The sequence below is a fragment of the Streptomyces sp. NPDC001507 genome, assembly GCF_042894765.1.
In the GTDB taxonomy this organism is placed as follows: domain Bacteria; phylum Actinomycetota; class Actinomycetes; order Streptomycetales; family Streptomycetaceae; genus Streptomyces.
Genome location: NZ_JBIAVV010000001.1, coordinates 1,141,016 through 1,161,020, shown reverse-complemented (window position 1 = coordinate 1,161,020; position 20,005 = coordinate 1,141,016). Strand labels below are relative to the sequence as shown.

Annotated in this window: 15 protein-coding genes and 1 pseudogene; 8 read left to right on the top strand and 8 right to left on the bottom strand. The window is 70.8% G+C overall.

Annotation, left to right across the window (positions count from 1 at the left end; genetic code table 11):
• Positions 1–52: 52 nt before the first annotated feature.
• Entirely contained in the window at positions 53–1,234 is a 1,182-nt protein-coding gene (locus ACFY0K_RS05160) for a DNA gyrase subunit B (RefSeq protein ID WP_390638658.1), read from the top strand.
• Positions 1,235–1,366: 132 nt separating this feature from the next.
• Here ACFY0K_RS05160 and ACFY0K_RS05155 read toward each other — a convergent pair whose 3' ends face one another.
• The gene (locus ACFY0K_RS05155; protein ID WP_390638657.1) at positions 1,367–3,439 is read right to left on the bottom strand and encodes a glycosyl hydrolase family 28-related protein; all 2,073 of its coding nucleotides are present in this window, start codon (positions 3,437–3,439) and stop codon (positions 1,367–1,369) included.
• Positions 3,440–4,082: 643 nt separating this feature from the next.
• On the opposite strand from ACFY0K_RS05155, the gene ACFY0K_RS05150 reads away from it, so the two are divergent.
• On the top strand, positions 4,083–4,244 hold the full coding sequence (locus tag ACFY0K_RS05150; RefSeq protein ID WP_390638656.1) for a hypothetical protein: 162 nt from the start codon (positions 4,083–4,085) through the stop codon (positions 4,242–4,244).
• Between the two features lie 112 nt (positions 4,245–4,356).
• Here the strand turns inward: ACFY0K_RS05150 and ACFY0K_RS05145 are convergent, their stop codons facing one another.
• Complete coding sequence (locus ACFY0K_RS05145; protein ID WP_390638655.1) at positions 4,357–5,427, bottom strand: MBL fold metallo-hydrolase; 1,071 nt, start codon at positions 5,425–5,427, stop codon at positions 4,357–4,359.
• A gap of 289 nt (positions 5,428–5,716) precedes the next feature.
• On the opposite strand from ACFY0K_RS05145, the gene ACFY0K_RS05140 reads away from it, so the two are divergent.
• Entirely contained in the window at positions 5,717–6,343 is a 627-nt protein-coding gene (locus ACFY0K_RS05140; RefSeq protein ID WP_390638654.1) for a hypothetical protein, read from the top strand.
• Positions 6,344–6,391: 48 nt separating this feature from the next.
• Here ACFY0K_RS05140 and ACFY0K_RS05135 read toward each other — a convergent pair whose 3' ends face one another.
• Complete coding sequence (locus ACFY0K_RS05135) at positions 6,392–6,832, bottom strand: VOC family protein (RefSeq protein WP_390638653.1); 441 nt, start codon at positions 6,830–6,832, stop codon at positions 6,392–6,394.
• Positions 6,833–7,090: 258 nt separating this feature from the next.
• Positions 7,091–7,397: pseudogene (locus ACFY0K_RS05130) on the bottom strand (hypothetical protein); the annotation flags it as partial.
• A gap of 341 nt (positions 7,398–7,738) precedes the next feature.
• Between ACFY0K_RS05130 and ACFY0K_RS05125 the strand changes: the two are divergent.
• A complete protein-coding gene (locus ACFY0K_RS05125) occupies positions 7,739–8,638 on the top strand; it encodes an NAD-dependent protein deacetylase (RefSeq protein WP_388720517.1) in 900 nt (299 codons plus the stop codon).
• A gap of 123 nt (positions 8,639–8,761) precedes the next feature.
• A complete protein-coding gene (locus ACFY0K_RS05120) occupies positions 8,762–10,117 on the top strand; it encodes a mycothione reductase (RefSeq protein ID WP_390638652.1) in 1,356 nt (451 codons plus the stop codon).
• A gap of 74 nt (positions 10,118–10,191) precedes the next feature.
• Here the strand turns inward: ACFY0K_RS05120 and ACFY0K_RS05115 are convergent, their stop codons facing one another.
• On the bottom strand, positions 10,192–11,211 hold the full coding sequence (locus ACFY0K_RS05115) for an alcohol dehydrogenase (RefSeq protein ID WP_390638651.1): 1,020 nt from the start codon (positions 11,209–11,211) through the stop codon (positions 10,192–10,194).
• Positions 11,212–11,393: 182 nt separating this feature from the next.
• On the opposite strand from ACFY0K_RS05115, the gene ACFY0K_RS05110 reads away from it, so the two are divergent.
• Positions 11,394–11,966: a TetR family transcriptional regulator C-terminal domain-containing protein gene (locus tag ACFY0K_RS05110; protein WP_388601449.1), complete on the top strand. Its 573-nt coding sequence runs from the start codon at positions 11,394–11,396 to the stop codon at positions 11,964–11,966.
• Between the two features lie 92 nt (positions 11,967–12,058).
• Here ACFY0K_RS05110 and ACFY0K_RS05105 read toward each other — a convergent pair whose 3' ends face one another.
• Both ACFY0K_RS05105 and ACFY0K_RS05100 read right to left on the bottom strand, forming a co-directional pair.
• Complete coding sequence (locus ACFY0K_RS05105) at positions 12,059–12,316, bottom strand: hypothetical protein (protein ID WP_390638650.1); 258 nt, start codon at positions 12,314–12,316, stop codon at positions 12,059–12,061.
• Positions 12,317–12,476: 160 nt separating this feature from the next.
• Positions 12,477–17,267 (bottom strand): RICIN domain-containing protein, encoded by a 4,791-nt coding sequence (locus ACFY0K_RS05100; RefSeq protein ID WP_390638649.1) that lies wholly within the window; start codon positions 17,265–17,267, stop codon positions 12,477–12,479.
• Between the two features lie 531 nt (positions 17,268–17,798).
• On the opposite strand from ACFY0K_RS05100, the gene ACFY0K_RS05095 reads away from it, so the two are divergent.
• Entirely contained in the window at positions 17,799–18,347 is a 549-nt protein-coding gene (locus ACFY0K_RS05095) for a GNAT family N-acetyltransferase (RefSeq protein ID WP_390638648.1), read from the top strand.
• Positions 18,348–18,528: 181 nt separating this feature from the next.
• Positions 18,529–19,137, top strand: coding sequence for a hypothetical protein (locus ACFY0K_RS05090; protein WP_390638647.1), 609 nt, complete (start codon positions 18,529–18,531; stop codon positions 19,135–19,137).
• Here ACFY0K_RS05090 and ACFY0K_RS05085 read toward each other — a convergent pair.
• Positions 19,130–19,996 carry a carbohydrate ABC transporter permease gene (locus ACFY0K_RS05085; protein ID WP_351962446.1) on the bottom strand — a complete coding sequence of 289 codons (867 nt, stop codon included), beginning with the start codon at positions 19,994–19,996 and terminating at the stop codon, positions 19,130–19,132. The genes ACFY0K_RS05090 and ACFY0K_RS05085 overlap by 8 nt on opposite strands.
• Positions 19,997–20,005 lie beyond the last annotated feature (9 nt).

Sequence of the window (20,005 nt, the reverse complement as noted above, 5' to 3'; positions counted from 1 at the left end):
GGGAATCCGTATGCTGGAGCCCTGTTGCCGGACCGTTGCGCAGGGGGATTCCATGAGCGAGGACGCCGTCGGGTACGACGCCTCCCACATCACGGTGCTGGAGGGGCTGGAGGCCGTTCGGAAGCGGCCCGGCATGTACGTCGGCTCGACCGGGGAACGCGGGCTGCACGAGGTGGTGTACCTGCTCGTCGACCGGGCTCTGGAGAAGGCGCCGGCCGGCCGTGCCGGCACCGTCGACGTCGTCCTGCTGCCCGAGGGCCGCGTCCGGGTCGCCGACGACGGGCCGGGGGATCCCTTCGAGGCCGCCGGGGGTGAGCCCGGCACCGGACTCGAATCACTGCTGACCCTCCTGCACACCGGAGGCCGCAGCCCCTTCGACCGGCACAGCGTGATCGCAAGCCGCTTCGCCCTCGGTCCAGCCGTGACCAACGCGCTGTCCGTACACCTGAGAGCCGAGGTGCGGCGCGAGGGGCTCCGGTGGGCCCAGGACTACGAGCGCGGTGCGGCTGTCGGGCCGCCCGTACCGCACGGGCCGACGACCCGGACCGGAACCACGATCACCTTCCAGCCCGACCCCGGGGTGTTCGGCACGGCGCGGTGTTCCTTCGACGCGCTGGCGGAGCGATTGCGGGAACTCGCCTTCGTCAACCGGGACCTCGAGCTCTCCCTCACCGACCGGCGCCGAACCGGCACGACCCGGTCCGTGCGGTGCCGGTTCCCGGACGGCCTGCGGGACTTCGTGGCCTTCCTGACAGACCGGACCTCGGCCGCCGCCGCGCCGGACATCACCGGCTTCGAGAAGGAGGACCCGCGGATGGCCGGGACGGTGGAGGTGGCGATGACGTGGACGAGTGCACCCGGAGGGCACATCCGGAGCTTCGCCAACAGCTCGCCCACCCCGCACGGCGGCACCCATGTCGCAGGCTTCCTCGACGGGGTGGCGGCCGCGGTCAACGCTTTCGCGCGGGAGCGGCGGCTGCCGGCGCCCGGAGCACCCGCGGTCGGCCCCGACCGCATCGGCGCCCACCTGACGGCGGTGGTTTCGGTGAAACTCGACCGCCCCGAGTTCGAAGGCGCCACCCACGGCGCACTGGGCGGGGCCGCGGTACGCCGCTGCGTCCGGGAAGCGGTCCGGGAACACACCGTGGCGTGGCTGCGGAAGGATCCCGGCCCTGCCACGGCCCTGCTCACCGGCGCCGACGCGTTCCCAGGATCCGGCGGCCCCGGGATCTGATCGTCCGTGTCCCGGATCTGTTCGGCCTGCTCTGTCAAGTCTGCCTGTGCGTACGGCCGTTGCCGGGCCGCCTCTCACCGGTGGAGGCGGCCCGTCGTCCCGCGACGGCGTGGCTACTTCATCCGTCGCGCCTCACCAGGGTGCCGGGGCCGGTGGCGGGACCACCGTGGGCCGGTCGTCGCAGGTGATGGTGTTCGGCAGTTCCCAGGACGCCAGCCAGGGGCCGGTCGTGCCGCCGCCGTCGTTGCCGCCGAGGTCGTTCACCGTGAACTCGGAGCCGGAGGCAGGGAAGTTGAAGGATCCGCAGTTGTTGATGCCGACCGCGCCGACGTTGCGGGCGTCCACGTTCTCGAAGGACGCCGATCCGGCGGAGCGGGCGCTGAGGACGGAGGTGCCGGTGCCGTCCACGCGGATGTCCTTGAAGCGGACGCCCCGGATGGCGTACTTGTCCTTCACCGGGAAGTCGGAGACCAGCATGATCGCGTTGTAGGTGTTGTCGAGGAAGTGGTCGCCGGTGACCTGGATGTCGGCGTCGATGTCCCGTTCCAGGGCGTAGAACCAGATGGCTCCCAGGCCGATCTTCCAGTTGAGCTCGAACGGCCCTGAGCGGACGGTGGTGTTGTCCGAGATCTTCAGATAGCCGGTGAACGGCTCCGCGCCGAACCGGGAGCCGACCTGGATGGCGCTGCCCTCTCTGATCGGGTCGGCTATGAGGTTGCCGGTGACCGTGTTGTCCGTGCCGCCGTACAGAGCGATGCCGTTGGCGAGGACCGGGGTCTGCACGGTGTTGTGGGCGAAGACGTTGCGTGCGTCGCCGGTCTTCTCCGACCACATGGCCAGACCGTCGTCTCCGGTGTTGCGGACGAAGGTGTCGGAGACACTCGAATCCGTCACGCCGGTATGGAAGTTGAGGCCGTCGGCGATCTGGTCGGCGATCTGGGTGCGGGTGACGCGCAGACGGGTCATCGGGCCGTCGAACCACATGCCGACCTTGGTGTGGTGGAGGTAGAGGCCGTCGATCGTCGAGTCGCTGAGCGCGCCGCCGATGGCGTTGACCTGGTCGGTGTCGATACGTTCGCGTACGTCGCCCTCGACGGCGAAGCCCGACAGGTGGACGTCGTGGCTGCCGCCGTCCGCGGCGTCCTTGCCGTAGAAGCCCACCCCGGTGTGGACCGAGCCGTCGGGGGCGGGGGTATCGAGGGTGACCTGGTGACCCTTGACGATCGTGTACCAGCTGCCGGCCCCGACGATCGTCACGTCGTCCACGATGATGTGACGGTTCACCTGGTACGTGCCCGGCGGCAGGTACACCTTGAGGTGCCGCTTCTTCGCGTAGGCGATGGCCCGGTCGAATGCGTCGCCCGCGTCACGCCGGCCGGTGGAGTCGGCTCCGAAGGCGACGACGTTCGCGGCCTGTGTCTCGACGTGGGGCGCGCCGACGAGTTGTGTGTCGAGCAGGTCGATGACGGTCCAGGCGGCCGTGCTGTTCCTGGGCGCGGTGAGGCGGACGGTGTCGCCGGCCGCGTACCGCTTGCCGAGCAGCAGTCTCTGCTCGTCGTAGAAGTGGCTCGGCCTGAACGGCTTGTCGATGGTGGGCGCCGGGGTGGTGGCGGCGGGCACGCAACCGCATTCGGTGATCCACCAGTCGGGGTGCAGCAGGTCGCCCTGGGGGTCGTTGCTGAACGGGTACTGGTTGTAGAGCCAGGAGTACTGCGAGGTGAGGGTCATCGTGGTGCGGTGGCGGCCGTCCACGGAGACGTCGAGGGGTGCGGTGATGCCGCCGCCTGCGGGAGCGTCGGGGATGCTGTACCGCACGGTGAGGGCGTTGGCCGCGCGGGGCAGGGTGAACTCGACGTACTGGCCCGGCTTCAGGCGCACCGCCGTGCGGCCGGATGCCTCCGAAGGCAGCGTGTAGGCGGTGCGGTCGGGGCCGATGACGGTGCCGTCCGTCACCGCGTTCTCCGCCTCCTGTTCGTCGAAGTCCACCGCGGCGCCCCGCCCCGCGACGAGGGCGGGATCGAGCCCGGCCCGGGTGACCACCGGGGAGCCCTCACCACCGGCGTGCCCCGACGCCGCCGGGGCCGGAGCGCCGAGGCCGAGCACGAGTCCGGCGGTGACCGCGGTCAGCGCCACCAGGGTCCGAACCGGTCTTCGCGCACGGCCTCTCAGCCGCTCCGAAGTCACGTGCTGGGTGTACCGCGCCATCGGGTTCTCGTTTCTCTAGGAGCGGAGGTCACCGAGGGCAGCTCGGTGCGCGGCGGCGCGACGGGAAGGGACCGTGCCGCTGCGTACCGGGACATTAGGGCGCGACAAGACAGCCGGACAAGACAACGGACACTTCTTTCCATGCCCAAGTAGGATTCCTGCAAGAGATTGTCGATTACTTGCGCACGACGTCGTTCCGCGGACCACGCTCACGCTTCTCGCGGCGCTGCCGGGCGGGCTAGGCCCAGAGGGCGCCGATCAGCGATTCCCTCCTCGTCGGCAACGGAAGCAGCAGGCGGTCCCCGGACCGTTGCTCATCACCCTGTGACCTGCGATGATCCAGCCACGATCCGTGATCATGGGGGGAAGTCCGAGCATGAGACCCTTGAGACCAGGCAGCCACAGCACCGCGCCCCGCCGGAGTGTGAGACGACCGCGCGTCGCACTCCTGGCGGCACTGGGCATCACCGCCGTCTTCGTTACGGGCTGCGGTGGTTCGAGTGATGATGAAGGACTCCCGGTGCGGTTGGTCAACAACTCTGCCTGGGACACTCATGTATTCGGCTGTCCGGAATGCGGAAAGCGCGGTCTCGGGGTCGTGGCGGGCAGCTACTTCGGGTGGACCGAAGAACGCGCATGGCCCGTGACGTACAAGGTGGTCGTCCGAGGAGCGGAATCGGCCTGCCCGGTCATCGACCCCAAGCCCGCCAAGGCGGCCGGCGAAGTCGGCACCCGGGACATCATCTACGTGGTGGACAAGACGGGGAAGTGTGTCGCGGGCCCCGCCAGCTTGGACGACCTCTGACGTCGGCATGTGCGGGGCCGGCCGTCTCGGTGTGCGCACGTCTCACGGTTCTCCGCAGGGTGGAGAGCCCGTCTCCGCAGAGCCGAGAGCCGGCGGCGCTGCTGAACTGGGATCAGGCGGCGCCCGTCTGTGGGGCCTTGAGTGTGTACGTGGTGCCGACGCTGGTCTGCACCCATGCGCCGGGAAGGGCTGCGGCGAGGGTGTGCTGGGCGCGCCACCCGGTGCAGTGACCGGGGACGATCAGCTCGGGCGCGAGTTCGGTGAGCGCGGCCACCGTCGGGCCGATGACCGGCTCGAAGGCGGGCCCGCTCAGGTGGAAGCCGCCGATGAGGGCCAGCAGTCTGCCGACGCCGGTCAGCCTCATGGCGTGCCGGACGATGTTGACCACTCCGGCGTGACCGCACCCCGTGACGACGACAAGTCCCCGGCCGCGCACGTTGATGACGAGTGCCTGGTCGTCGATGACCAGGGGGTCGTGCCGCCAGCCGCTCCCGTCCCAGGCCTGGTGGGCCCGCGGCATGCCGTGCTCGAACTCGGTGACGCGGTCCACCTCGCCGGTGATCAGGACGCCGCCGGCCAGCAGCGACGGCTGCCGTCGCTCGATGACCTCGAACCCCTCGCGCTCCAGGGCAGCCCGTGACAGCGTGGGCATCTCCAGGCGTTCGCCTGTGGGCAGTTCCAGGCGCCGGCGGGTCCAGACCGCGGGATGGAGGGTCAGCGGCAGACCGGAGCGCCCGCGCAACCGGGCCAGGCCGTCGAAGCCGCCCGCGTGGTCGAAGTGCCCGTGGCTGAGCACGACGCCCTGCAGGCCGCCGACATCGATGCCAAGTCGTTCGGCGTTCACCGCCAGCGCGTCCGGGGACGCGCCGGTGTCGAACAGCAGCGTGCTGCTCGCGTTGCCGGTGCGGACGGTGACCAGGGCGGAGAAGCCGTGCTCGGCACGCAGCCCGGCGACGGTCTCGCCGTCGGCGAACTGCGGTGCGGCGGTCCGCCCGGTACCGACCGGCGCCCGGGTGACGCCTTCGGCAGAGGCCAGCAGGGCGTCGAAGGTGTTGTCGACCATCGTCGTGACCGTGACCTCGTCGACCTCCGGCAGCGTCACCGGGTCGACAGCCGGTCCCTCCGCGACGCGAGGCGCCGACCAGGCCGCCTCGGCCGCCGGGTGCCCGTGATCGTCACACATGCCGGAAAGCGCCTCCCCACCGGTACGACCGGCCGGGGCAGCAGATCCCGGTACCGGCCACGGGCCCTCGGCGATCGCGCCGGCCGGACCGGCCGCGGGTGCCGCGTGGTGTCATACTTCCACGCGCGCGGGCGGCACGACGACGTCGAGGAGCCCGGCCCCCGGCGACGGCACCGCCGGATACCAACCACCCTGGACCGCCACGCCCCGCACGCCACCCGACCAGGCGGTACCGGCGATCCGGTCGGTCCGGGCGCCGCGGCGGTGCGTTCCTGGGGTGCGGGCGAAGGTGACCGGTGGGATTCTGTACTTCCTGGAAGGCGGGGGGCGACAGCGCGAACCCAGGCACCGGCAGTTGCCCGAGGTGGTTGACGTGATGGGCATCATGACAGCAGGACGTCCACGACGACGGCCTCTCACGCCGCTGGCCGCCGTCGTCGACGGCGTCCTCGCCGGCGTGGCCGGGACGGTGTGCATGGATGCCACGCGCTATCTGCGATACCGCCGCACAGGAGGCGCCGACAGTCCCAAGGACTGGGAGTTCGCGCCGGTGGAAGACTGGGAAGAGGCCCCGGATCCGGGCAAGGTGGCGAAGCGGCTGCTGGAGGGGTTCACCCAGCGCGAGGTCCCTGACCGGTGGGCGTGGCTCCTGAGCACCGCGACGCACTGGTCCTACGGCTCGGCCTGGGGTGCGCTGTACGGGATCGTCGCCGGGTCGGTCCGGCGCCCGAACCCGTTGCTCGGCCTTCCCTTCGGTGCGGCTGTGTGTGCCAGTGCGTACGTGGTCCTGCCGCAGGCGGGGCTCTACCAGCAGGTCTGGAAATACAGCCCCAAGACATTGGCCGACGACCTGAGCGCACACCTCGTGTTCGGGCTGGGAGCCGGCACCTGCTTCTGGCTCATCAGCAGACATTGATGAAAGGCCGGTGAAGCAGGCCGCCTTGCACGGGCCGGTTCCTCCTTCTCAGCGCAGCTGCTCGGCCAGTCCGACGATGATGCCCTCCGGGCCGCGGAGGTAGCAGAGCAGGAAGCTGTCCTCGAACCGGGCGATCTCGCCGACCAGTTCGGCGCCGTGCGGTCGCAGCCGGGCGACGGTGTCCTCGATGTCGTCGACGGCGAACATGACGCGGTGCGTGCCCAGAATGTTGTGCGGCCGGTTGCGCGGCCCGGCGCTGATCGCCGCGGGGCTGCGGTACTTCGCCAGTTCGAGCCGGCTGAGACCGTCCGGGGTCCGGACCATCGCGATGTCGCAGCGGACGCCGTCGAGTCCGGTGCACTGGTCGGCGAAGCGGCCCTGGACCTCCGCCCTGCCCTCCAGCTCCATGCCGAGCTCCACGAAGAACGCGATGGCGGCGTCCATGTCCTCGACGACGATGCCGACGTTGTCCATCCGCTGAATCGCCATGCTGGTCTCTCCCTCTCCGCATGCGGCCGGGCAGCCGCTGTCGTCCCTGGGACGGAGCCGGCGACACGTTCTCGACGTCCGCGGACCGCCGGAGCTCCGGTCTCCACCGGACAGCAGGACAGCAGATCCCGGGCGGCTGGGGGAAATCGGCCCAGGGACCCCGCGTGGGGTTGCCGAAGACGGCGCGCAGCCACGGGCTGCGCACGGCCGGCAGCCGGGCCACGCGGGGACCGGTGGGTTGGGTACGGCCTACGGCTGGGGAGAGGCCAGCCACAGCCACACCCCCAGTGGCAGGGGAACCGGGTATGCCGACGCGGCCGGACCGGCGGGGGGTCCAGGTCCTGCCCGTCCGGGAATGGACCGCTACGAGGAGGATGTCGGCGCCCGCGTCAGAGGCGGCCCGTCCTGGCCCCGCCAGGACGGCGCGCCGCTCCGGGGGGACTGCGGGCGGCAGGGCGTCGAGGGCGCGACGGAACACGTCCGCGGTCAGACCGGCCGGGACCTGCACCGGCGGTCCTTGGGAGGCGACCAGCAGGTGGGCGAGCGCGTGGCCGGCCGCGGCCTCGCCCGGCTGGTTCGTGCCGGCCGCGGGGGGGGCGAGCGGTGACGGCTCTGCATGTGACCGGGGTCGTCTCCGCCGCTCGGGACGGCCGTGCGCTGGTGCTGCCCGCGCCCAGGCGCCCCCTCGTCGCGGAAGGGGGCCGGCTCGCCGCCGGAGAGGACCTGGACGGGTCGGACCAGCCGGCTGAAGCCCGCCGACGGCCGCGCTGCGCGGGAGCTGGGCCGTCGCCCGCCGGCGCTGTCCCGATGCCGCGGTGGTCCGGGGGACGGCCTGGTGGCCTGCCCTCGCAGGATTCCGGGCCGGAGCGGGCCGTCGGGCGCCGGCCGACTCCGTACCCTGGCGGCATGCGCATGCGCCCCACCCTGAGCTGGACCCCTGCCGCGGATCTGCCGCCGGGCACCACCGACCTGGAACCGGTCGTCCACGCGCTGAGCACCGGCGGTGTGCTGGTGCTCAGCGGCGCGGGCCTCTCCACGGAGTCAGGCATCCCGGACTACCGGGGCAAGGGCGGGAGCCTGACTCGGCACACCCCGATGACCTACCAGGACTTCACCGGCAGCGCCCACGCGCGGCGCCGCTACTGGGCGCGCAGCCACCTCGGCTGGCGCACCTTCGGCCGCGCCGTCCCCAACGCCGGGCACCGGGCCGTGGCCGCCTACGCGCGGCACGCCCGTGTCTCGGGTGTGATCACCCAGAACGTGGACGGCCTGCACCAGGCCGCCGGCAGCGAGGGTGTGGTGGAACTCCACGGCAGCCTGGACCGGGTCGTCTGCCTCTCCTGCGGCGTCTTCAGCCCGCGCGGCGAACTCGCCCGGCGGCTGGAGGCCGAGAACCCGGGCTTCGACCCGGTGGCCGCCGGGATCAACCCGGACGGTGACGCCGACCTCACCGACGCGCAGGTCGGGGATTTCCGCGTCGTGCCCTGCGCCCACTGCGGCGGCGTCCTCAAACCGGACGTGGTGTTCTTCGGCGAGGCGGTTCCGCCGCAGCGTGTCGAGCACTGCCGGCGGCTGGTCCGTGACGCGTCCTCGCTGCTGGTCCTGGGCTCCTCGCTGACGGTGATGTCCGGACTCCGGTTCGTCCGCCAGGCGCATCAGGAGGGAAAGCCGGTGCTGATCGTCAACCAGGACCCGACCCGGGGCGACCCGCTCGCCCGCACCCGGGTCGCGCTCCCCCTCGGGCCGGCCCTGACCGCCGTGGCCCACCGGTTGGGCATCCCGGTCGACGGCGGTTCCGCGGACTGAGGCGGCGCCCATGTCCGGCAGTGGTGGAAAGCGGCACATGCGAACAGAATTGTGATCCGTGGGACCGTCTTCCCACAGCCGCACACCGCAAGGCCGGTGTCCCGCCGACGGAGGGTGGAAGACATGCGGCACTACGACCTCGTCATCCTGGGGGCGGGCAGCGGCAACATGCTGCTGTCCGAGGAGTTCGACCAGCTGCGGATCGCCATCGTCGAGCCGGACCGTTTCGGCGGCACGTGCCTGAACCGGGGGTGCATTCCGAGCAAGATGTTCGTCGTCACCGCGGACGCCGCCGAAGGAGCGCGGGAGGCGCGGCGCCTCGGTGTCCACGCGAGTGTCTCGCACGTCGACTGGAAGTCCGTCCGGGACCGCGTGTTCGACCGCATCGACCCGCTGCACCAGAGCGCCGTGGACTACCGCAGGAGCCGGGGCGTGGACGTGTTCACCGAGGCGGCCCGCTTCGTGGCCCCGAAGGTGCTGGAGGTCGGGGCGGAGCGGATCACCGCCGAGACCTTCGTCGTCGCCGTCGGGTCACGGCCGGTGGTGCCGGACATCCCGGGGCTCGACACCGTGCCCTTCCACACCTCGGACACGATCATGCGGATCGACGACCTGCCCGCCTCCATGCTGGTGCTCGGCGGCGGCTTCATCGCGGCCGAGTTCGGCCACGTGTTCACTTCGTTCGGCGTGGCCATCACCATCGTGCAGCGCGGGCCGCGCCTGCTCATGGGGGAGGACGAACAGGTGTCGCGGCGCTTCACCGAACTCGCCGCGCAGCGGCACCGTGTGCTGCTCGGTTCCGAGGCCGTCTCCGTCGCACCGAAGGGGGAGGGTGTGGTGGCGCGGGTGGCGGGTCCGGACGGTGAGCACGCCGTCGAGGCCGACATGCTGCTGGTGGCCGTCGGCCGCAGGCCCAACACCGACCGGCTGCGGGCCGTCGACGGCGGGCTGGAGCTGGACGAGCACGGCCACATCGTCAGCGACGGCGCCTACCGCACGTCCGTGCCCGGGGTGTGGGCACTCGGCGACGTGGTGAACCACTTCCAGCTCAAGCACGTGGCGAACGCCGAATCGCGGGTGGTACGGCACAACATCCTCCATCCGCAGGACGTGCGGACGCTGCCGAACGCGGTGGCACCGCACGCGGTGTTCACCCACCCGCAGATCGCCGGTGTCGGCCTCACGGAACAGGAGGCGCGGCGGCGCGGCATCGACTGCCTGGTGAGCGTCCGCGACTACGCCGACACCGCCTACGGATGGGCCCTTGAGGACACCACCAGTTTCGTGAAACTCCTCGCGAGCCCGGCCGACCGCATGCTCCTGGGCGCACACATCATCGGGCCCCAGGCCGCCACGCTCATCCAGCCCCTCATCCAGGCCATGTCCCTGGGACTGACGGTGGACCGGATCGGGCGCGACGTCATGTACATCCACCCGGCTCTGACGGAGGCCGTCGAGCAGGCCCTGCTTGAGCTGTAGTCGGGCGCGGCGGGCGGTGCCGGCGCGGCTGATCAGGTGGCCACGATCAGGGTGCCACGATCAGGTGGTGACGATCAGGCGTTGACGTCGAGGACGACGCGGAACCGCGCCTTGCCGGAGAGCATGCGCTCGTAGGCGTCCATGGCCCGCTCGAAGGGCATCCTCTCGATGGCGGGGCGGATACCGTGGGCCAGGCTGAAGCCGAGGTTGTCCTCGTTCTCGATCGACGAGCCGGTCAGGCTGCCGACGATGCTCCGGGTCCCGAAGATCAGGTCGGCGGTGGACACCGACAGCGGGTCGGGCGCGGCACCCACGACGACGAGCTTCCCGCCCGGCGCCAGACCGCGCAGCAGCGGGGTCATGGACGCGCCGCTCGACGCCGTGGCGACGACGAGCGAGGCGCCGCCCAGGCCGGCCAGCGCCTCCCCGGGGTCGGTCTCCGAGCTGTCGATGTACTCGTGAGCGCCCAGCTCACGGGCGAGCGGCTCCTTCTCCTTGCCGCGGGCGACGGCCGCGACCCGGTAACCGAGGCTGCGCGCGTACTGGAGGGCGAGGTGTCCCAGCCCGCCGATGCCCTGCACGGCCACCAGGCTGCCTGCCCTGACGGAGTCCTGCTGGAGGGCGGAGAAGGTGGTCAGACCGGCGCACAGCAAGGGGGCTGCCTCGGCCGCGGACATGCCGTCGGGGATGCGGACCAGTCCGCTGGCGCGTGCGTAGGTCACCTCGGCGTAGCCGCCGTCGACGTTCGTGCCGGTCTGCCCCTGGTCGAGGCAGTTGACGAAGTCGCCCCGGCGGCACGGCTCGCACTCCCCGCAGTGCCCGTTCAGGAAGCCGACGCCGACGCGGTCGCCGGGGTGCCAGGCGGTGACGCCCGGCCCCACGGCGTCGATGACGCCCACGATCTCGTGGCCGGGCACGATCGGACTCGACGGGTCGGCGCGCAGGCCCTCCACGGCGAGGACGTCGGAGTGGCAGACCCCGCAGGTCTCCACCCGGAGGCGGACGTGTCCGGGCGCCGGATCGACCGGCTCGCGCTCGACCAGCCGCAGGTTGTGGACTCCGGTGGCCTCGAAGGCTCGGTAGGTGGTGGACATGGAGGCTCCTTGGTACCGCCCGCCGGATGTGGTCCGGCGGGGCTCGGTGTGTGCGATGCCATTCCAATATGACCGGTCGTCTTAGATGGCGTCAAGCCGCACCGCCCAGGGGTGCGCGGGCCCGCTTTCCGGGATTGACAGCAGACAAGACGACCGGCCATATTGATACGGAGGTGATCCGAATGGCACGTGCGTCCAAGCGCGAGGAGATCGCGCAGGCGGCACTGGAGCAGTTCCGCACCCGGGGCTTCAACGCCACCGGCATCAGCGACATCACCTCGGCGGCCGGCGCCCCGAAGGGTTCTTTCTACAACCACTTCGCGAGCAAGGAGGCCAGCGCCCTGGAGGCGCTGGACCGCTATGCCGCCGGCCTGCGCTTCGACATGCTGGACACGGCCGGGCGTCCCCCGCTGGAGCGCCTCAGGGCGCACTTCGAGTTCATGGGCTCGGACACGCTGGACAGCGGTTTCGTCCGTGGCTGCCTGGTCGGCAACTTCGGCGCCGAAGTGGCCGATCACTCCGAGGAGATACGCTCGGCGCTCCAGCGCGGCTTCCGGCAGTGGGCCTCACACATCGAGCGCGTACTCGCCGAAGCCCAGGAGTCGGGCGCGGTGAGCGCCTCGCTCGACGTGCCGGCGACGGCGCTGTTCATCCTCAGCGCCTGGGAGGGCGCCCTGATCGCGGCCCGCGCCGACAAGTCGTCCGCCCCCGTCGACGCGTTCTTCCACATGGTCTTCGACGTCGTGCTGCGCTGAGCCCGCCCGTCACGAGGGAACCGCCCTGCGAGTAGCGCCCCGATGCCGTGCGGTGGTGGGGCGCTACTCGTCGTGGCTTTCTCGCTTCCCGCCTACGGCTGCGGGCGAGTGCTCCAGATGACGCTGCGGTCCTCGCATTCGAAATCGGATGCGACCGGGTCTTCTCCGCCGCGCTCAGCGGTGACGCTTCGGCACAGCACGAACCCCGATCCGCTTGCGGACCGGAGGACGACGGGCAGATAGAGCTCTCTGCGCGACGGGGTGATTCCGGAGAATCCGAGAATCTCCTCGGCTTCGGTGCTGCTCGCGGCGCGGAGTTCGATCGACTTGTACTGCTGGACCAGTTGCATGGCGCTCACCCCTTCGAAACGCAGGTCCAGGCATACGGTGTCCACGCTGTCGGGAACGGCTCGAAGAAGCAGCTGGGAATGGCCGACACCGTATCGCCAGACCCTGAAGGTCCGATCGGATCTGAACATCACAGCCGAACTCACGGCCGCGCTCGGGCCGTCATTTGAAGGGGTTGGCATCTACCTTACCTCCCTTGTACCAGGTGATCCTGTCCCACGCTTCCGGAGACTGACTGATCTTGTAGAGCTCCCAGTTCGTCAGTTTCTCGAAGCCGCTCGGATCGACCGACTTCCCCGCGCGGGCCGCGGCAACGGGGTCCGTGATCCCGTCCAGGTTGAACGAGATCTTCGTCGTGGATTCCGAAGAAAGGTACGCCTCGAACTTCTTGTACCACGGGCCATTGCCAGGCCAGTCGTGGTAGGTCAACGCTTCGCGTTCCATGGCGAACTCGTCGAGGGCCCATTCGTTCTCCCCCACCGTCTGCAGGCCGAGAGCGATGTGTTCGCATACGGAGCCCGAGTTGTGTACGAGGACCGGCGTACCGCCCGCGAGGACGTAGTACGTGTGGAGGTCGTCGACGGTGAGGTTGTAGGCCGAGTGCAGCCGGTGATAGCGGTGGACGCCGGCCACGGCGACGGTCCGGCCGTCACTGGTGCGCAGGGTCTGCCCGGGCGCGAGGTCGCCGGCGTCGATCCAGTGACGGGAGCTGGGCGACCAGAAGGGGTGGTGCTGGGTGGCGGTGATCCGTGCATCGCCGGCGTCGATCGTGATGTCGGCGAAGTCGGTGTCGTCCGGCGTGTAGATGGTGTGGGTGACCGTGTGGCCTTCGGTACGGCCGCTTTCGGGATCGGTGGCAAGGACCGCGTCGTCGATCCGGACGTCCTGGATCTGCTTGGTCGTTCCGTCTGCCATCAGCACCCGGGTGGTGCCGGGGAAACTGTTGCGCTCGCACGTCTTGCCCAGGATCTTGCCGATCTTGGCGGCGAGACCGGCGAGGGCCTCGTTGGACAGCCCGTCGAGGGCGCGCAGCGCCTTCCAGGCGTCCGCGTAGCCGATCCCGGTCCTGGCAGCGGCGTCGAGGGCCTTGACGGCGCGCGCGATCGGCGCGAGGGCGCCTTCGAGCGGGACGTACGTGGCGAGGCTCCAGGCGCAGGCGGACTTGTCTCCGTGCCAGCAGTCCAACAGGTCCTCGGCGAAGAACGAGAACAGGATCGATCCGGCGACATCACCGAAGAGGCTCTGCCATCCGGCACGGACGATGTCCTTGCCGGAGAACTTGTGCGTCCAGCCGTCGATCTTGATGTTCTTCAGCGTCACCCGCTTGAGGAACTCCCACGCCGACTTCGGGCATCCGTCGGCCGTGGCCTGGGCCTGGTCGTCGGTGCACAGGTAGACGTCCGCCTCGTACGTGACGACCAGGTCGAACGTCGCGTCACAGCCCACGAACGCGGCGTCCGGCATCCCCGGGCAAGTGCCGATCTGCCGGGAGCTGACGATCTGCACGGTGGACTCGTCCGGCACGGCGAACACGCCCGGGATGCCCGTGCCGGTGCCCTGGGACGCCTCCTTGTTGGCCTCCCCCCGTTCCGTCCGGTCGGCCGCTTCCTGAGCTTCCCTCGCATACTTGTCCGCATCCTTCGCCGCCTGTTCGGCCTCGGTGGCGGCGGCGTCGGCGCGATCGGCCGCCGCGCGGGCGTCCTTGGCGGCCTGCTCGGCCTGGCCGGCCGCGGAGCGGGCCGCTTCCGCGTCCAGTTCGGCGGCGTCGGCGGAGTCGCGGGCGTCCTTGGCGTAACCCTCGGCGTTGCCCGCGGCCTTGTCGGCGGCTGCCGCGTCCTCGGCGGCCTGCTGGTCGTAGCCGACGGTCCGGGCCAGTGACGCCTGCGCGGCGGCCGCGGTCTTCGCGGCGTCGGCCGCGTAGTCCAGGGCGTCCTTGGCGTAGGTGCGGGCGTCGGCGGCGTACCGAGCAGCGTTGGCCGCGTGCTGGTACGCCTCCTTGGCGTCGCCCTTGGCCTGGTCGGCGAGGTTCTTCGCCGCGTCGGCCTCAGCGGCGGCGTTCTTGGCGTGCGCGTCCGCGACGGCCTGCTGCTGCTCGGCGATCGTCTTCGACGACTGCCCCGTCAGCACCACCAGACCGGCGGCCGAGTCCGTGTCCACGTACGGCGAGCCGAGTTCCACGGCGTCGTTGGCGGGCGCGGCGACCTGCTGGGCCGACTTGCCCGCGTCGACGGCCGCCTGAGCGGTGACGTGCGCGAACCCGGCTGCCTTCGCCGCGGCCGCGAGCGCGTTGCCGGCCTCCTTGCCCGCGCTGTCGGCCTGGGCCCGGGCGTCCTTCGCGTGCTGCTCGGCCTCGTCGGCCAGCTTCACCGCCGTCGCCGCCTCGGACGCCGCATGCTGCGAAGCCGCGATCGCGTCCGCGACGGCGCTGGTGGCCGTCTTCACCGCCGAGTCGGCCCGCAGCTTGGCCGCTTGCGCCGCGTCCGCGTCGGAACGGGCACGCTTGGCCGCGGCCTCCGCACGCGTCGCCGCGGCGTCCGCGTCGGCCGCGGCCTGCGTGGCGGCATCCGCCTCCGAACGGGCCCTGCCCGCCGCGGCTTCGGCGTTGTCAGCCGCCGTGTCCGCCTGGTTCGCCGCGGCACGAGCCGCGTCGGCGGCGTCACCGGACTCGAGTTTGTCGGCGTAGGCCTGCTTCGCGTCGGCCTTGGCTCGCGCCGTGTCCGCCTTCTGTTCGGCGTCCCACGCGTCGTCACGCATGTCCCGGGCGTGGTCCTTGGCGGTGACCGCGTCGTCCCGCCGGTCCTCGGCGGTCTTTTCGGCGGCCTCGGCCCGGTCCTTGGCGTCCTTCGCCTTCGTCGCCTCGGACTCGGCGTTCTTGCGGTGCTCCAGGGCCTCGGCCCGGCTGGCGGCGGCGTTCTCCTTCTCCGCCTCGGCCGTCTTCTCCTCCGCCTCGGCCGCGAGGCGCTTGGCGTGCGCGTCGGCGGCGGCCGCCTTGGCGTCGCCCTCGGCCTTCACCGCGACGGCGAGTTCGGCCTCCGCGGTCTCCTTGTCCTTCTTGGCGTTGTCGCGATGGACCTTGGCCGCGTCGGCCGCGGCCTTGGCCTGCAACTCGGCCGCCTCCGCGGCCTTCTTGCGGAACTCCGCGTTCGACTGCGCCGCCTGCGCCAGGGCGCGCTGCGTGATGGTCGCGCTGTCCCCGGCCGCGGCGCGCGTTGCGGCCTCCGCGGTCTCGCCGGCCTTCTCCAGCGCCTGGAGGGCGGCGGCCGCACCCTTGATGACCTGGTCCTTCTGCAAGCCGACCAGCAGACCCCGGCCCCGCGGAGCACCCGCCGCATCGGCGATGGCGTAGGCGGCCTGGAGCGCGGTGTCCGACGTGGTCGCGGCCTGCTGCGCCGTGGTCAGCTGCGTCTTGACCACGGCGAGCTGCTTCTTCGCCTCGGCCTGCGCCGCGGTGATGGCCGCCTTGGCCTTGTCCACGTCGGCCTTGGCGGGCGCACTGCCGGTGTGGGTCTTGGCGACGACCCGGAACTTCTGTGCCGCGGAGCCGTTGCACGCCGACGAGACGGCGTCCCTGCTGTTGTCGAACGTCGGCAGATGCAGGCACTTGCCGGACCCCGCGTTCACCAGCGGACCGGCGCTGCGCACGTCGAACTTCCACTGCTGGGCCTTGGCACTGCCGCAGTCGCGGATCTGGATCTTCGTGCCGTCGGCGGTACCGCCGTTCAGCACCTCGAGGCACTTGCCCGAGTTGGGGTTGCGCAGGGTGCGGCCGCCGTCGTAAGTGGCCCACATCTGCCACTTCTGGCCGGCCCCGGCGTTGCAGGTGTAGACCTGCACCGGGGTGCCGTTGGTCTTGCCGGCGCCCTGGACGTCGAGGCACTTGCCGGCCGCGCCCGGCACCTGGATCTCCAGCTCGCCGTCGCCGATCCAGTTGAAGCCGCCCTCGGTGTAGTAGTCCAGCCAGCGGGTCGAGTAGTCCGCGATCCACGACTGTCCCAGCAACTTCCCCAGTGCGAACGTGCCGTCCCGCAGGGCCGTGCCGGCGCTGCTGGAGGCGGCAAGGACCTGGTTGCGCTGGGCGGCCTGCGAAGTGATCTCCTGCTGCCACTCGGCGGACGCCTGCGCCACCTCCTTGCCCAGCACCCGGTCGGGGTCGATCGGGTCGTGCCAGGCGCACGAGGCGAACCGGGTTTTGAGGTCCTCCACCGCGATACGGAACTCCGGGGTGTCCGGCGTCGGCGCGGTTCTCGGGAAGCCCCCCGAGGCGAGGAAGACACGGGCGTCGTCGGCGAACACCCGCGGGACGAAGATCTCGTTCGGGACCGGGGCCCCGGAGTTCTTCTTCCACAGCTTCCAGGCTTCCTGCTCCTGGCTCGTCCCGCCGTTGGTGTACTGCGGGTCGCCGACCGCGAGAGCGGCCTTCTTCGTCTGGTCGTCCGCCTGCGGTGACGGGTCGTAGAGCGGTGACAGCAGGTCGACCGACTTGAAGTACGACTGGTAGAGCCAGGGCAGCAGCCCCGTCTTGTCGAAGAGGTTCTCCTTCTCGGGGGCGCCGGGATAACTGTCCAGGCCGCTGACGGCGTTGCCCCATGCCTGACGGGTGTCGTCGGCCTTCTTCACCCAGGCGTCGGAGTCGTCGTGGTCCTTCTGCAGTGCCTGGGCGAAGGCGCCGGTGCCCCAGGTGCGGTCCGCCTTCTGGTGCAACTGGTCCGCCGGCAACGGCAGGGAGGCGGCGGACAGGCCGTACATGTTCGGCCCGCCCCTGCGCAGCCCGTCGGCCATCAGACACTGGTCGAAACGGAGTTGCTCGGCCGCCTTGGCGTCGTACCCGTCGTAGGAGTCGGCGGCCGGAGCAGTGCGTGGAGTACCGGCGACGGCCGAAGCGGGCTGTACCGCCCCGGTCGCGAGGAGAGCGAGGGAGAGGACCGAGACGACCGGAGTCGCCAAGCCCGCCATCCATCTGGGCCGTCCGAATTGCCGGCGTGCAGGTCTACGCAACACGCGTATCCCTCTCTGTTGGGGTGCCTGTTGTAGGCGCACTCCTGGGAGGGACAGCTCAGGCCCGCGCATGGGCCCTCACATGGTGGTGGCGCTCCCCCCGTGGACACGCCGAGCACTCCTGGACACAGGGACTGGTCAGGTCCGTCCAGGAGCGGACGTCACCATAGACACACGGCTGAGACTCCTGACAAGGACGTTACGGCCAGCGATAGTTACTTTCGGTAGCTCCCGCGTGGCGCGAGGGCCCGGACGGATCCTGTGCGTGGCCTGTGAGCGACATGCACCGGCTCCTCACCGATTTCACACCCACGCCACTCTCCGTAACCATGAGATCAACATCACAGACATGGCGAGGGCCGCGACAGGGCTCAAAGCAGGGTCCGCCGCGGGCCGTTGGGGCCGCGCTCATCCGGTCCCCCGTTCCTACGACGGCCGCACCGTGGAAACCCAGTGCGGGTCCGCCGTGGATCACGGCAGGATGGGCGCATGGAGCAACCGCTCGTCGTGCCCGAACTCGCCGCCGGTGGCGGCTTCATGCTGCGGCAGTGGCGTCTCTCCGACCTCCCGTTGGTCCGTGAGGCGTCGGAGGACGACTACATCCCGTTGATCACGACGGTGCCCTCGCCGTACACCGAGTCGGCAGGCGTGGCGTTCGTCGAACGGCAGTGGGGCCGGGCGACCACGAGGGCTGGGTACACGTTCGTCATCGCGACCTCCGCCGGCCGGCCGGTCGGCCAGGTGGGGCTGTGGCTGGACAACCTCGAGCAGGGCCGTGCGTCGCTGGGCTACTGGGTCGTCAAGGCGGCGCGTGGCCAGGGGGCCGCCGTGACCGCCGTCAACGCGGTGGTCGCCTGGGCGCTGCGGGATCTGCGGATTCCCCGGCTCGAACTGTGGGTCGAGCCCTGGAACACGGCGTCCGTGCGCACCGCCGAGCGTGCGGGATTTCACCGCGAGGGACTGCTGCGGGGGTGGCAGCGGGTCGGGGACGAACGCCGGGACATGTTCATGTACGCGCTGCTGAACGACGAGTTGTGACGCCGTCGGCCCTGACCTCACGCCGGCAGAAAGAATCCGGGGCATGCCGCGTTTCCTGTGCGGCCACTGCCGACGGCCTCCTTCCGCCCGGCCTGACCTCGCCGGATCATGTGTGGCTCCTGTGGATAGGGTGACGGTATGTACACGGGGGCGCAGGCTCAGATTCACAGCGGGGTCGGCCATGGTCGTTCTGGCCCTGACCGGTTTTTCGTCGAGCCACGGCCACGGCAGCCGCGGCCAGCACGGCAGTGACGGCGGCGGCTGCAGCAGTTCCCAGCAGGATCACGACGGTTCGACGCCGTCCTCGGGCGGCGCTGCCCCGCACGACTCCGCGACGCGCCCCGGCTCCGGTGGCCACGCGACCCGCCCTTCCACCCCTGCCCCGTCCCCCTCCGGCGCGACGGCCCGCCCGCAGAAGGACGGCACGGCTGTCCTCGTCCACTGCGCGACCGTGGGCGCCCCCTACGCCACCGTCGAGGTCAGCAACCCGAACGCACGCGACAGCCTCTTCACCGTGAAGATCACCTTCAAGGACCGGTACGGCAACACCATCATCAAGACCTCCGACCAGACGTTCGTCTCCGCGAGGGACAAGGCACCCTCCGTGCAGCCCTCGCCGGCTCGGGAGGCGTGGACGACATCGATCGCTGTGAGGTCAACCCCAAGGCCGCCGTCGACCGGTAGCAGCCGTCCCGGGCCGACCGCCCGCGTGTTCGCGAGCCGCCCACCGGCGGCCGTCCTTCTGCGGTGTTCGGACCGGGTACGGCGGGGGGACGGGTGCGTCACTTGATGCCCGTCGTGGCGATTCCCTGGACGATCTGGCGCTGGAAGACCAGGAAGACGGCGATGAGCGGGATGAAGCCGAGGACCGAGGAGGCCATGATCTCGGCGTACTGGGGGCTGGTGGCGTCCACCAGTGAGGCGAGGCCGACCGGGATGGTCTGGGACCTGGTCTGGCTGAGGACCAGCAGCGGCCACAGGAAGGAGTTCCAGGAGCCGATGAAGGTGAGGATCGCGACCGTGGACACCGCCGGGCGGCAGATCGGCATGCAGACCGTGGCATAGACGCGCCACCAGCTCGCGCCGTCGATGCGGGCCGCCTCGATCAGTGCCGTGGGGATGCCACGGAAGAAGGAGTGGAAGACGAACACCGAGATCGGTGCCGCGACCGACGGCAGGACCAGCGCCCAGAACGTGCCGAGCAGGTGGAACGACCGGTACTCGATGAACTGGGGCAGCACCAGCGCCTCGGTCGGCAGCATCAGACCGGCGGTGACGACGGCCATGACCAGGGCCCGGCCGCGGAAGCGCAGGAAGGCCAGAGCGAATCCGGCCATCGAGCAGAACGCCACCGTGAAGATCACGGCGAGGGTCGAGATCACCAGGCTGTTGAGGTACCAGGTGCCGATCGGGTGGTTGTCCCAGGCGGTGGAGTAGGCGTCCAGCGACCAGCCGCCGGCGAAGATCGACGTGGGGCTCTGGGTGATGGCCGCGTCGTCGCGCAGCGAGGTGATCAGCGCCCAGGCGAAGGGCACCAGCCAGATCAGGGCGAACAGGGTCAGGCACGTGGCGCAGAGCCGGTTGAAGAGCTTGGCCCCGTTGACCGCGCCCTTCGGATCGGCGGTCCGCGGCTGGATGATGGTGGTCATGAGTCCTCC

Excerpts from the sequence above, each read along its gene's own strand:
- ACFY0K_RS05160 (WP_390638658.1), top strand. The coding sequence starts at position 53 with ATGAGCGAGGACGCCGTCGGGTACGACGCCTCCCACATCACGGTGCTG.
- ACFY0K_RS05155 (WP_390638657.1), bottom strand. The coding sequence starts at position 3,439 with ATGGCGCGGTACACCCAGCACGTGACTTCGGAGCGGCTGAGAGGCCGT.
- ACFY0K_RS05145 (WP_390638655.1), bottom strand. The coding sequence starts at position 5,427 with ATGTGTGACGATCACGGGCACCCGGCGGCCGAGGCGGCCTGGTCGGCG.
- ACFY0K_RS05135 (WP_390638653.1), bottom strand. The coding sequence starts at position 6,832 with ATGGCGATTCAGCGGATGGACAACGTCGGCATCGTCGTCGAGGACATG.
- ACFY0K_RS05125 (WP_388720517.1), top strand. The coding sequence starts at position 7,739 with ATGCGCATGCGCCCCACCCTGAGCTGGACCCCTGCCGCGGATCTGCCG.
- ACFY0K_RS05120 (WP_390638652.1), top strand. The coding sequence starts at position 8,762 with ATGCGGCACTACGACCTCGTCATCCTGGGGGCGGGCAGCGGCAACATG.
- ACFY0K_RS05115 (WP_390638651.1), bottom strand. The coding sequence starts at position 11,211 with ATGTCCACCACCTACCGAGCCTTCGAGGCCACCGGAGTCCACAACCTG.
- ACFY0K_RS05110 (WP_388601449.1), top strand. The coding sequence starts at position 11,394 with ATGGCACGTGCGTCCAAGCGCGAGGAGATCGCGCAGGCGGCACTGGAG.
- ACFY0K_RS05105 (WP_390638650.1), bottom strand. The coding sequence starts at position 12,316 with ATGCAACTGGTCCAGCAGTACAAGTCGATCGAACTCCGCGCCGCGAGC.
- ACFY0K_RS05100 (WP_390638649.1), bottom strand. The coding sequence starts at position 17,267 with ATGGCGGGCTTGGCGACTCCGGTCGTCTCGGTCCTCTCCCTCGCTCTC.
- ACFY0K_RS05095 (WP_390638648.1), top strand. The coding sequence starts at position 17,799 with ATGGAGCAACCGCTCGTCGTGCCCGAACTCGCCGCCGGTGGCGGCTTC.
- ACFY0K_RS05090 (WP_390638647.1), top strand. The coding sequence starts at position 18,529 with ATGGTCGTTCTGGCCCTGACCGGTTTTTCGTCGAGCCACGGCCACGGC.
- ACFY0K_RS05085 (WP_351962446.1), bottom strand. The coding sequence starts at position 19,996 with ATGACCACCATCATCCAGCCGCGGACCGCCGATCCGAAGGGCGCGGTC.